Here is a 12,188-nt window from a genome sequence, read left to right on the forward strand (position 1 = left end):
TTCACCGGCAGTGAAAAAAGAGCGGGCTTGATGCCCGCTCCCTCGTTGACTGACTCAGGCCTCCAGCGCCTGATCCAGATCCGCCAGTATGTCCTCGATCGCCTCGATCCCTACCGACAGCCGGATCATCTCCGGTTTCACGCCAGCCTTGGCCTGCTCCTCCTCGCTCAACTGGCGATGGGTGGTGGAGGCCGGGTGGCAGGCCAGCGACTTGGCGTCACCGATATTGACCAGTCGCTTGAAGATCTTGAGCGCATCGTAGAAGCGCACGCCCGCCTCGTAGCCATCCTTCAGACCGAACGAGAGGATGGCCGAGGGGCGACCGGCCATGTACTTCTCCGCCAGCAAATAGTGCGGGTGGCCCGGCAGACCGGCGTAGCTTACCCAGGCCACCTTGGGGTGATGCTTGAGGTGGTTGGCAACCCGCAGGGCGTTATCGACGTGGCGCTCCATGCGCAGGCTGAGGGTCTCCAACCCCTGCAGCAGCAGGAAGGCGTTCATCGGCGCCAGCGCCGCGCCGGTATTGCGCAGTGGCACGGTGCGTACCCGCCCGATAAAGGCAGCCGGACCAAAGGCCTCGGTATAGACCACCCCGTGGTAGGAGGGCTCTGGTTTGGTCAGCTGGGGGAAGCGCTCGGCGTGATCCGCCCAGGGGAACTTGCCCGAGTCGACCACCACGCCGCCCAGCGAGTTGCCGTGGCCGCCGACATATTTGGTCAGGCTGTGGACCACGATGTCGGCACCGTGTTCGATGGGCTTGCACAAGACCGGCGTGGCGACCGTGTTGTCGACGATAAGCGGCACGCCGCGGGCATGGGCTGCCTTGGCCAGTGCGGCCAGATCGACGATGTTGCCCGCCGGGTTGCCGATGCTCTCGCAGTAGACCGCCTTGGTCTTGTCGTCGATGAGGGCGGCGATGGCTTCGGCGCTGTCATCCTTGGCGAAACGCACCTCGACCCCGAAACTCGGCAGCATGTGGGCGAACAAGGTGTAGGTGCCGCCATAGAGCTGAGGGGTGGAGACAATGTTGTCACCGGCGGCGGTCAGCGCCTGAATGGCGTAGGTGATAGCGGCGGAACCTGCCGAGACCACCAGCGCGGCAATCCCTCCTTCCAGCGCGGCCATCCGCTGCTCCAGCACATCGTTGGTGGGGTTCATGATGCGGGTGTAGATGTTGCCCGGCACCGCCAGATTGAACAGATCCGCCCCGTGCTGGGCGCTCTCGAACTCGTAGGCCACCGTCTGGTAGATGGGCACGGCGACCGCCTTGGTGGTGGGGTCGCTGGAAAAGCCATGGTGCAGAGCCAGGGTCGCATCTTTCATCACACACTCCTTGTTGGATGTTGCTTGTCGCAGTTATAGATGGATAGACGTCCAATCTATCAGGCCCGTGGCCGATGTAAACAGCAAGATCCGGCAAAGCAATGTCGCCCGCAGGGGATGCGCGTCCCGAGTGGCTGGCATGGCCCGCACTCAGAGGCGACGGCGATACTCCTTGTCATCGATCTGGTTCATATCCCACTGCATCAGGCGGTTGAGCTGCTGCATGGGATCCTCGATGAGCGCCAGCGGGCGCGGCAGGATCCGCTTGAAGTAACGGCGCAAGGTCTGCTGGATCCGGTTAGGTTTGAGGGGGTTGGCGTGGCTCATGATGGTGCTCCTCTACTGTGGTTCTCACGTTCATCAGCAGTATTGAGCTAAAATGCGGAAGTAAAAACTGATGACTTACAGCAACGGGATTTCCTCTTTTATGCCGACCGGTCGCCTCTATCAGCAATTTCAACGACTCGCCCAGCTGCTTGGCAGCGACGAGCGGGAGATCAGTCTCGCCGAGGTGGCGGATCTGCTCTGCTGCACCCCGCGCAACGCTCGCCTGCTGCTGCGGCGGATGCAGGATCAGGGCTGGCTCAGCTGGTCGGCGGAAGCGGGGCGGGGGCGGCGCTCCCGGCTCACCTTGCTCGACAGTCAGGAGAGCCTGACCCGGCGCCGCTTGCGGGATCTGCTCAGTCAGGGCCAGCTGGCGCAGGCGGTGCGGCTGGCCGAAGATCGCCTCGATCTGCTCACTCCGCTGCTGCTCGAACAGCTCGGTCAGGCCACCCGCGAGGGGCGCCAGATCCTGCGGGTGCCCTACTACCGGCCGCTGCCGCAGTTGCTGCCCACCGGCCCGATGCGCCGCTCCGAAATTCACCTGAGCCGCCAGATCTTCAACGGCCTCACCCGGCGAAATGAGGAAAATGGGGAAATCGAAGGGGATCTGGCCCACCACTGGGAGTGTCTGGGCCCTTGCCACTGGCGCTTCTACCTGCGCCCGGCGGTGCGTTTTCACCATGGCCGCGAGCTGGTGGTGGAAGATGTAATGGAGAGCCTGCTGGCCCTGCGGGATCGGCCGCTGTTTTCCCATCTGACTCGGCTGGAGAGCCCCTGGCCGCGAACCATGGATCTCTATCTCGACAGCCCGGATCCCTGGCTGCCCCACCTGCTGGCGGAGCCGGTGGCGACCATTTTGCCGCGAGAGCTCAAGGGGGAGGCGGGCTTTGCCCTGCAACCTGTGGGCACCGGCCCTTACCGGGTCGCTGCCAACGATCCCCTGCATCTTTGCCTTGCGGCGTTTGACGACTACTTCGGCCTGCGCGCCCTGCTCGACGAGATCGATATCTGGATGCTGCCTGAACTGGCGGAGCGACTGGAGACCCACCTGCAGCTGGGACGCGACAGCCCCGAGCTCGGCACCATGCGCGGCGAATCGGAGCTGGAGTCGGGCTGCTACTTCCTGCTGCAGGACGATCGCTCCGGATCCTTGCAGGATCCCTCCCTGCGCCAGTGGCTCGGCCAGTTGCTCAATCCGGTGGCTCTGATGGGGCGGGTCGCCCCCGAGTTGCAACGGGGCTGGACCAGCGCCCTCGGCCTGCTGCCCCACTGGCGCGAAGAGCTGCCCACGCCCTTGCCCACACCTGCGCAGTTGCCGGGGAGACTGGTGCTCGCCTGCTTCAACCAGCATCTGGAATTCAACGAGTGCGCCAACGCCATGAGCAGCCTGCTGGCCGAACAGGGGATCCGGCTGGAGGTGCGCACCCTCGACTACGGTCGCTGGGTGAGCGGCGAGGATGAGGATGTGGATCTCTGGCTCGGCACCCTCAACCTCGAACATGCCGGCCCCTTTGCCCCCTACGCCTGGTTGCAGGGCACCCCGTTGCTGCGCAAGGTGTGGAGCTGTCAGCATGAGTTGTGGCAAGGGTTGATGCAGTGGCGGGCCAGCGGTGAGGAGCCTGGCCCTCGCGCCCTGCTGGCAACTGTGCAGCAGCAGAGCTGGTTTGTGCCGCTGTTTCACCACTGGCTGGAGCTGGAGAGCCGGGTCGGCGTGCACGGGGTGCGGATGACAGCGCTCGGCTGGTTCGATTTTCGCAGCGCCTGGCTGCGGCCCGAGCCGACCCATCAGCCCGCAGAGGCGCCATAGCTCGTCCAATTTCTGTCGCGGCCGATGGGCGCTCCGTGGCCGCTTGCGTGCAAGATCCGTAAATCGGCCGCTGCTGCACAGTTTGTGTCACGCCTCTGTGCCATGCTGTTTCAGGTTATGGACAGCAGAGCAAATGAGGAAAACGATGAGCAACAATTCAGACAGTTCCGCAGGAAAATGCCCGGTCATGCACGGGGGAACCACCTCCGTCGAGACGTCCAGAATGGAGTGGTGGCCGAAGAGCCTCAACCTCGACATTCTTCACCAACACGATACCAAGACCAATCCGCTGGGGGCCGGTTTCAACTATCGGGAAGCCTTGAAGGGGCTCGATATGGCGGCCCTCAAGCAGGATGTGACCGCCCTGATGACCGACAGTCAGGAGTGGTGGCCCGCCGACTGGGGCCACTACGGCGGCCTGATGATCCGCATGGCCTGGCACTCAGCCGGGACTTACCGCATCGCCGATGGCCGCGGCGGTGGCGGCAGTGGCAACCAGCGTTTCGCCCCCCTCAACTCCTGGCCGGACAACGCCAACCTCGACAAGGCCCGTCGCCTGCTGTGGCCCATCAAGAAGAAGTACGGCAACAAGATCAGTTGGGCCGACCTGATCATTCTGGCGGGCACCGTGGCCTATGAGTCCATGGGGCTCAAGACCTTCGGCTTCGCCTTTGGCCGCGAGGATATCTGGCACCCGGAGAAGGATATCTACTGGGGATCGGAGAAGGAATGGCTGGCGCCCAGCGGCAAGCCGGGTGGTCGTTACTCCGGCGAGCGGGATCTGGAAAACCCGTTGGCGGCGGTGATGATGGGGCTTATCTACGTCAACCCGGAAGGGGTGGATGGCCAGCCCGATCCCCTGAAAACCGCGCAGGATATGCGAGTTACCTTCGCCCGCATGGCGATGGATGATGAAGAGACGGTGGCGTTGACCGCTGGTGGCCACACTGTCGGCAAGGCTCACGGCAACGGCGACGCCAAACAGCTTGGCCCCGAGCCGGAAGGGGCCAGCCTCGAGGAGCAGGGACTGGGTTGGATCAATCACCACAGCCGCGGTATCGGCCGCAACACTGTGACCAGCGGCATCGAAGGGGCCTGGACCACCCACCCGACCCAATGGGACAACGGCTACTTCGAGCTGCTGTTCAAGTACGACTGGTGGTTGCAAAAATCTCCGGCGGGGGCCCATCAGTGGCAACCGATCAATATCGCCGAAGAGGATATGCCGGTGGATGTGGAGGACCCGTCGATCCGCTGCAAACCCATGATGACGGATGCCGATATGGCGCTCAAATTCGACCCCGAGTATCGCAAGATTGCCGAGCGTTTCCGCGATGATCCGGCGGCCTTCTCCGACGCCTTTGCCCGCGCCTGGTTCAAGCTGACCCACAGGGATATGGGGCCGAAGAGCCGCTATGTCGGCCCCTATGTGCCGACAGAAGATCTGATCTGGCAGGATCCGGTGCCAGCCGGACGTGCCGATTATGACGTGGCGGCGGTGAAGGCCAGGATCGCCGCCAGTGGCCTCTCCATCAGCGAGCGGGTCACTACCGCCTGGGACAGTGCCCGTACCTTCCGTGGCTCCGACAAGCGGGGCGGAGCCAACGGTGCCCGCATCCGGCTGACGCCGCAGAAGGATTGGCCGGGCAACGAACCGGCGAAGTTGGCGAAGGTGCTGGCGGTCTATGACAAGCTGGCGGCCGAGTGTGGCGTCAGCGTCGCGGATCTCATCGTGCTGGGGGGCAACCTCGCCATCGAGCAGGCAGCCCAGGCTGCCGGAGTGACGGTGAGCGTGCCGTTTGCGCCGGGCCGGGGGGACGCCACTCAGGCCCAGACCGATGTGGCCTCGTTCGAGGTGTTGGAGCCGCTGGCCGATGGCTTCCGCAACTGGCTCAAGCAGGACTATGTGGTGACGGCGGAGGAGCTGCTGCTGGATCGCGCCCAGCTGATGGGGCTCACCGCCAGCGAGATGACGGCGCTGGTCGGCGGGATGCGGGTGCTCGGCACCAACCACGGCGGTACCGGGCACGGGGTCTTTACCGATCGGGTCGGGGTGCTCAGCAACGACTTCTTCGTCAACCTGACCGACATGGGCTACCAGTGGCTGCCGAAAGCGAGCAATCTCTACGAGATCCGCGATCGCCGCAGCGGCGCCCTGAAATGGACGGCCACCCGGGTGGATCTGGTGTTCGGCTCCAACTCGGTGTTGCGCGCCTATGCCGAGGTCTATGCCCAGGATGACAACAAGGAGAAGTTTGTCTGTGACTTCATCACCGCCTGGAACAAGGTGATGAATGCGGATCGCTTCGATCTGTTGGGCTAGTCCCCGAGCCGTTTGGTTATCTGCACCAGCCCCGCACACCCAAGATGTGCGGGGCTTTTTACTGCCCGCTTTTCTGTGCAGCCCTACAATCCGTTGCGCTGCGACACCCGCTGGCCGGTCGCGCAGGGGCGCTGGCATCCCTGTGCTTGGGCCAGCAGTATCATGTAACATGCTGATCCGCTGGTGATGCCCGGCTGTCACCCCATTGGCCACTGATGTCCAATCAACAGGACAAGGACAGAACAAAGAGACAAGGAGTCAACTCATGCTGGAAATGCAGATCCAACCCCGCTTTCAAGAGACGGATGCCCTCGGCCATATCAACAATACGGTGCCGGCGGTCTGGTTCGAATCGGCGCGGGATCCCCTGTTCCGGATCTTCTCTCCCGATCTGGATGTGCATAACTGGCATCTGATCATCGCGGGCTATACGGTGCAGTTCAAACGGGAGCTGTTCTACGGCCAGCCGGTCACCATCAAGACCGGCGTGCGCCGCATTGGCACCAGCTCCTTTACGGTCTGGCAGGAGGCCTGGCAGGGCGGCGAACTGGCCGTCACCGCCGAAACGACCCTGATCCATTTTGACTACCGGGCCCGCCAATCCCTGCCCCTGAGTGATGCTCACCGGGAAGGGCTGCGGGCCTGGCTGACAGAGAGTTAACCACGGGCCGGATGGCCCATCACAGGAGTGTTATGTACAACTCAATGCGCAACACAGCGATCGCGCTGACCCTGGGATTCTGCTCCCTTCCTTCTCTGGCCGCTTCTCTCGCCGAGCAGTTTACCCTGATGGAGAAGGGGGCCGAGAGCGCCCTCGATACCCGTCAATTCAGCCATGACGGCGTCGATATCAAGGCCTGGATCGATGGCGCCCCCGTTATCATCGCCGTGCCCATCATGAACGAGCTGGGCAAGCTGGAAGGGGAGAGCCGCTACTACTTCAAGGGCGGCAAGCTGTTCGGGGTCAAAGAGCCCGCCGCCCAGTTCGCCTTTGACGACAGCGGCAAGCTGACCCAATGGCTGGACGAGAAGGGTCAGCCCGCCGAGTTCGTCAGCAAGATGAGCATGCAGCAGCGTCAGGAGTGGCTCACCAAGCGAGCCGCCGAGCTGAGCAAGCTGTTTGTGGTGAGCGCGGCCGAACAGAAGGCGGCCAAGGGTGGCGTCAAGCTGAAGGGAGCGGATCTCGCTCACTGGCTCTGCAACGGCAAGCTGATGGATCTCGCCCACGGCGACAAGGTGATATTCGAGCAGGATAAGCTGAAGATTGGCGAGCAGGGGATCGAGGGGGAGGTCTCCCTGCGTCAGGAGAAGGGGTGGCAGGAGCTGAGCCTCAAGTGCGAGGTGCAGGGCACTCAGGTAACCCGCCTCACCTGGCAGCCGCTGCCGGGGGCCAACAAGCCGCAATAAGCGCAATAGCAAGGGGGCCCATCACGGGCCCCCTTCTCATTCGGTGTGTGGCTCCCCCAGTTTGAGCCGGGTGAGCGCCTCGACCCGGCGCCACTGTCCTGGATCGAACCAGCGGGCCAGCAGCTCCTGCTGCTGTTCGGCCCGGGCTTCGTTCGGCAGTTGCCTGAGCTCGGCCAGAAAGCCGCTGAGCTGCTCCTCGAACCCTTGCCGGTTCTGCTCCAGTTGGCGCATCCGATCCACCGCTTCCGGCCCCCCCGTCTCCAGCAGCAGAGCCTCCCGTTTGGCCGGGTCCATCTGCGCCAGCCCTTGCAACTCCTCAAGCAGATGGCTGTTGGCCTCCGCCTCGCGAAACCAGCCCGGTTGCTCCGCCAGCCAGAGATCCAGCTCGCTGGCCAGCTGCGACTTGTCGCTGTCTCTTGCCTCTGCCAGCGCCCTGCGGCGCAGGGTCAGCTGCTCCATCAGCCGATCCTCGGCAAACAGCTGGGCCTGCTCGGCCGGGGTAAAGCTCTGCTGGCGCAGCTGCTCCCGCTCGTCAAACAGGATCTGCAGGCTGGCGAGGGAGATCTCGGTGGGCACCGTCAGGCTGCTCTGGGCGGAGACAAAGGTGCGATAGCGCGCCTGCAGGGCATCGGCGGCCTCCTGCTCGGGATCGTGCGGGTGGCTCTGTGCATGCTGGCTGGCTTGAGCGGGGGATGAGTCTGCCGTCGGAGCCGTGGGCCAGAGCAACACCCCGCCAAGCAGCAGGGTGATGGCACTGGGCACGACGAGCAGGGTGGCTATCTTCATAGTCCCAGCTCCTTGAGACGGTTGGCATGCTGGCGATAGAGGGTGACCGGATCGGTCTCGAACAGATGGTGGATGCCGAAGGACTGGTTCACTTCGTCCAGATGGTTCATCCGGTAGCTGGTGCCGATCACCTTGCCGAGGTGGCTGCTGCAGACCCCGACCAGTCCGTCATTGGGCTCTTTGAAGAAGGCGCCGGTCAGCGCCAGCGCAGGATCCACCGGATCCAGCAGATTGGTCAGATTGCCTCGTCCGCTCCAGGAGAAGTAGTAGACGCCGTTGCTGGCCTGCATCGGCCCCTCACCGCAATAGCGGCTGGGCAGCCCCTCCGGGTAGCGCTGATTGAACTGGCTGGCCCCCTTGCTGGTGAGGGCATCGAGGGCGGCGACCGGATCTTGCGGTAGCTGGCTCCCGCCCGAGAGCAGTGAAATCATGCCGGAGAGGGCGTGGGCTGCGGCGGCCGCCAGCTTCTCGGCGGCGCTGCCGGGGGCGGCATTGGCCCGCACCAGATCGGCAATCTCGGAGCCATAGTTGACCCCGCCGACGCTGGTGGCGGAGGCGACCAGCTCGGGGGCGACCGAGGCGACATAGCGGATGGTGGGGCCGCCGTGGGAGTGGCCGATCAGGTTGACCTTCTCGGCGCCGGTGGTTGCCAGCAGCAGCTCAATCTGGGCGAGCAGCTGCTCGCCCCGTTGCTCCGAACTGGCGGTGGCCGACACTTGGGCCACGTAGACCTTGGCACCATCCCGGCTCAGGGCCTGGGGAATGCCGTAGAAGTAATCGACCCCGAGTAACTTGTCGAAGCCGAACAGGCCGTGCACCAGCACTATGGGGTAGCGGGTCTGGGTGTATCCGCTGGCGTGTGCCAGCATGGGCAGGGTGCAGAGCAGCACCAGAAGCCATCTCTTCATCATCAGCATCCTTGTTGATTCGTGAGGAACAGATTGTGTGGCGTACTCCATGTTCGCCGGTGCCAGTATGGTGGCTGATTGAAAAACGGGCTGTGAGGGGGATCGCAACTCAGGATTCAAAAGGGTTTCATGGTGCGGGCGGGGAAGCTGAGCTCCCCGCCCTGCGGCTTATTGCCACTCCACCAGTTGATACTGCTTCTTGCCCCGGCGCAGCAGCAGGTAGCGGCCAAACAGTCGATCCGCAGCATTCAGCTGCTCATCCTGCTTGAGTACACCATTGAGGCTGATGGCCCCTGCCGCCAGCAGTTCGCGGGCGATGCGCCTGGAGTTAGCCAGACCGCAGCTGACCAGCAGACTGACCAGATCCGTCTCGCCGCTGACGGTGCTGCACGGCATGCCATCCTGCGCCAGCTGGGCCAGATCGCTCTCGCCGAGGCGAGCTACATCGCCGCTAAACAGCAGCTCGCTGATGCGCTGCACCGCAGCCAGCGCCGCCTTGCCGTGTACCAGCTCGGTCAGCTCGTTCGCCAACACCTGCTGGGCCTGCTTGCGCCCCTGCCGCTTCGCGTCTTCCGCCTCCAGTGCATCAATCTCGCTCAGCGACATAAAGCTGTAGTAGCGCAGGAAGCGGTAGACATCCTCATCCGCGGTGCCGAGCCAGAACTGGTAGAAGGCGTAAGGGGAGGTGAGCGCCGGATCGAGCCAGACTGCACCACCTTCGGTCTTGCCGAACTTGGTGCCGTCTGCCTTGGTGATAAGGGGCAGGGTCATGCCGTGCACCTGCGCCTGATGGAGGCGACGGGTGAGATCCATGCCGCTGGTGATATTGCCCCACTGGTCATTGCCGCCAATCTGCAGGGTGCAACCGAGCCGCTGGTGCAGCACCGCAAAGTCGTAGGATTGCAGCAGAGCGTAGGAGAACTCGGTGAACGAGATGCCCTGATCCGGGCGAGCCAGCCGCTGACGCACCGATTCCCGCGCCAGCATGGCGTTGACCGAGAAGTGCTTGCCGATATCCCGCAGAAAATCGAGGGCGGACATCTGCCCCATCCAGTCGCCATTGTTGACCAGCTGCGGGGCCGACAGACCATCATCGGCGGGCAACAGCGCCCTGATTTGGGCCGACAGGCTGGCGACCCAACCCTGCACGGTATCGGCACTGTTGAGGCTGCGCTCGGTCGCCTTGAAGCTGGGATCGCCGATAAGGCCGGTTGCCCCGCCCACCAGTGCCACCGGGGTGTGGCCCGCCAGCTGGAAGCGGCGCAGCATCAAGAGCGGCACCAGATGACCGATATGCAGGCTGCCAGCGGTGGGATCGAACCCGCAATAGACGGTGCGCGGGGTGGCAAGATGATCGGCCAGGGCCGCCGGGTCGGAATTCTGGGCCACAAGGCCGCGCTCGGTCAGCTCATCGAGCAGGTGGGGGTTGATCATGTGTGCTCCAACAACAGGGGAAAAGCCGTCATCCTCGCCGTTCTGGCCAGTGGCGGATATGTCCCCTGAGGGACAGTTTTGCCACTCTCGTGCTAGCATTCAGCCATAGCGGGGAATCGCTCCCCGTTACCGGAAACGTGCCACCATGACCCAGCCATTCACCAAAGATGCCTTGACCCGCAGCATGACCGAGGTGGTCGATGCCCTGCACAGCAGCGCCTTTGCGGCGGCGCTGGTGCGGCTGATCCAGCAGCAGGTGGCGTTTGACTGTGCCCTGCTGCTCGGGGTGGGGCAGCGGCCCGTCTACCTCTACGACAACCTCAACCATCAGCGGGCCCTGCTCTTTGATCGCTACCTCACCAGCCACTTCAGTCAGGATCCCTTTATGCAGGCGCTGGAACAGGGCTTGCCTGCCGGCGTCTGGACGCTGGCGCAGGTCTCCCAAGGGCGGCTCGATCCCGAATATCGCCACCACTTCTATCAGGCCACCGGCTGGCAGGAGGAGGTGGGGCTGATCCTGCCGGTGCGGGACGGACTGACGCTGATGCTGTTTCTGGGGCGACTCGACAAGCGCAGTACCCTCAGCCGTGACGAGCTGGCGAGGCTGGAGCAGCTGTTCCCGCTGGTACATTCGCTTTGTCGTCAGCAGTGGCGGCAGAGCCAGCCGCTGTTGGCCCAGAGCACTGTGCTGCCAGACAGCGCCAGCCTCCGGAGTGCGGTGGAGCAGGCGATGGCGAGTGTCGGGGGGGATCTGCTCACCCGGCGCGAGCGGCAGGTGGCGGAGTTGCTGCTGCAGGGGCTGGATACCGAGGCGATTGCCGCAGCGCTCGGGATTGGCTGTGGTACGGTGAAGAATCACCGCAAGCATCTCTATAGCAAGCTGCGGCTCGGCTCGCGGGCCGAGCTGTTCAATCTCTTTCTGAACCACCTCATTACGGCGCCGGTGGATGCATCGCAGGCGTCATCGGCGGGAGATAGAGAGAGCCCGCCATAGGGTGGGCCGGAGTTACTCGATGCGCGGGATGGTGGGAGTGGTTTCGGGCAGGATACTGAGCAACTGGTAGCGCTTCATCAGCTGCTTGTATTCATCCCCCTGTTTGACCTTGTCCAGCGCCTGTTGCAGGCGGGCAACCTGTTGCTTGTCTGCCCTCAGGTTGAAGGCGAAGCAGTTATCCTGCTCTTCAATGATCGCGACGGTGACAAAATCCTCGCTGGGAAAACCCAGCTCCTTGGCCTGATGGCGCAGCATCACCTCGTTGCCCGCCACCAGATCGGTGCGTGCCATGATGAGCTGGCGCACCACCTGATCCATGCGCTCTACCGACATCATATTGCCAGGGCTGATCCCGCGGTTGAGCAGCAACTGCTCCCCGACATCCGCCTGCATCACACCAATCTGCAGCTTGGCGAGATCCGCTTTGCTGGCCACTTTGGGGGCATCCTGCTTGCGGCCGACCAGCGCGACCCTGGAGTGGCTGATGGGGCAGACCCAGAGGAAGTGGGGATCCCGCTCCTTGGTGTGCGCCGTGGTAAAGAGCACGGCCTCTTGCTGCTGGGTCAGCAGATACCAGCCGCGGGCCCAGGGCAGAAAGTGGATGGGGTGCTCCGGCTCCCCCATTTCACGCCACATCAGGCGCAGCAACTCGACCGCTAACCCCACAGGCTGACCATTTTTATCCTGGCCATTGAGCGGCATGTTCTGCTCCGAATAGTAGATAAGTGCCGGAGCCGGGAGCGCGATAAACAGGGCGAGAGAAGCGAGAGCAGGGAGCAGACGACGCATGATGCACTCCTTGTGCGGGTAGTTACCTAACAGTCTATGTGGCCTTTTCCATAACGTCATGATCCGGTCGCGGGATAAAAAACAGGCCACCTT

Annotated in this window: 11 protein-coding genes; 5 read left to right on the forward strand and 6 right to left on the reverse strand. The window is 63.5% G+C overall.

Features of this window, described 5'->3' with window-relative positions; translation table 11 throughout:
• Positions 1-54: 54 nt before the first annotated feature.
• Positions 55-1,323 carry an O-acetylhomoserine aminocarboxypropyltransferase/cysteine synthase family protein gene (locus tag ACTG27_RS18160; protein WP_042013457.1) on the reverse strand — a complete coding sequence of 423 codons (1,269 nt, stop codon included), beginning with the start codon at positions 1,321-1,323 and terminating at the stop codon, positions 55-57.
• Between the two features lie 150 nt (positions 1,324-1,473).
• Complete coding sequence (locus tag ACTG27_RS18165; protein ID WP_101323416.1) at positions 1,474-1,650, reverse strand: hypothetical protein; 177 nt, start codon at positions 1,648-1,650, stop codon at positions 1,474-1,476.
• A 100-nt stretch (positions 1,651-1,750) separates the two neighbouring features.
• On the opposite strand from ACTG27_RS18165, the gene sgrR reads away from it, so the two are divergent.
• The 4 genes from sgrR to ACTG27_RS18185 all read left to right on the forward strand — a co-directional run bounded on the left by sgrR (position 1,751) and on the right by ACTG27_RS18185 (position 7,184).
• Positions 1,751-3,454: an HTH-type transcriptional regulator SgrR gene (sgrR, locus tag ACTG27_RS18170; RefSeq protein ID WP_439980539.1), complete on the forward strand. Its 1,704-nt coding sequence runs from the start codon at positions 1,751-1,753 to the stop codon at positions 3,452-3,454.
• 145 nt (positions 3,455-3,599) lie between these two features.
• Positions 3,600-5,777 carry a catalase/peroxidase HPI gene (gene katG / locus ACTG27_RS18175; RefSeq protein ID WP_439980120.1) on the forward strand — a complete coding sequence of 726 codons (2,178 nt, stop codon included), beginning with the start codon at positions 3,600-3,602 and terminating at the stop codon, positions 5,775-5,777.
• Between the two features lie 265 nt (positions 5,778-6,042).
• Positions 6,043-6,438: an acyl-CoA thioesterase gene (locus ACTG27_RS18180; protein ID WP_005336457.1), complete on the forward strand. Its 396-nt coding sequence runs from the start codon at positions 6,043-6,045 to the stop codon at positions 6,436-6,438.
• Between the two features lie 44 nt (positions 6,439-6,482).
• Entirely contained in the window at positions 6,483-7,184 is a 702-nt protein-coding gene (locus ACTG27_RS18185) for a hypothetical protein (RefSeq protein ID WP_042081272.1), read from the forward strand.
• Between the two features lie 36 nt (positions 7,185-7,220).
• Here ACTG27_RS18185 and ACTG27_RS18190 read toward each other — a convergent pair whose 3' ends face one another.
• From ACTG27_RS18190 to tyrS, 3 genes are all read right to left on the reverse strand, one after another.
• Positions 7,221-7,970, reverse strand: coding sequence for a lipase secretion chaperone (locus ACTG27_RS18190; RefSeq protein ID WP_439980121.1), 750 nt, complete (start codon positions 7,968-7,970; stop codon positions 7,221-7,223).
• Complete coding sequence (locus tag ACTG27_RS18195; RefSeq protein ID WP_439980540.1) at positions 7,967-8,878, reverse strand: lipase family alpha/beta hydrolase; 912 nt, start codon at positions 8,876-8,878, stop codon at positions 7,967-7,969. The genes ACTG27_RS18190 and ACTG27_RS18195 overlap by 4 nt, the downstream gene beginning before the upstream one ends.
• Before the next feature lie 168 nt (positions 8,879-9,046).
• Complete coding sequence (gene tyrS, locus ACTG27_RS18200; protein ID WP_439980122.1) at positions 9,047-10,312, reverse strand: tyrosine--tRNA ligase; 1,266 nt, start codon at positions 10,310-10,312, stop codon at positions 9,047-9,049.
• A gap of 145 nt (positions 10,313-10,457) precedes the next feature.
• Between tyrS and ACTG27_RS18205 the strand changes: the two genes are divergently transcribed.
• Positions 10,458-11,306, forward strand: a complete 849-nt coding sequence (locus ACTG27_RS18205; protein ID WP_439980124.1) for a helix-turn-helix transcriptional regulator — start codon at positions 10,458-10,460, stop codon at positions 11,304-11,306.
• Positions 11,307-11,318: 12 nt separating this feature from the next.
• On the opposite strand, the gene ACTG27_RS18210 is transcribed toward ACTG27_RS18205, so the two are convergent.
• Complete coding sequence (locus ACTG27_RS18210) at positions 11,319-12,095, reverse strand: substrate-binding periplasmic protein (RefSeq protein ID WP_421343249.1); 777 nt, start codon at positions 12,093-12,095, stop codon at positions 11,319-11,321.
• Positions 12,096-12,188 lie beyond the last annotated feature (93 nt).

Origin of the sequence: Aeromonas sp. 97A (genome assembly GCF_051919185.1) — a bacterium.
Lineage (GTDB): Bacteria > Pseudomonadota > Gammaproteobacteria > Enterobacterales > Aeromonadaceae > Aeromonas > Aeromonas veronii.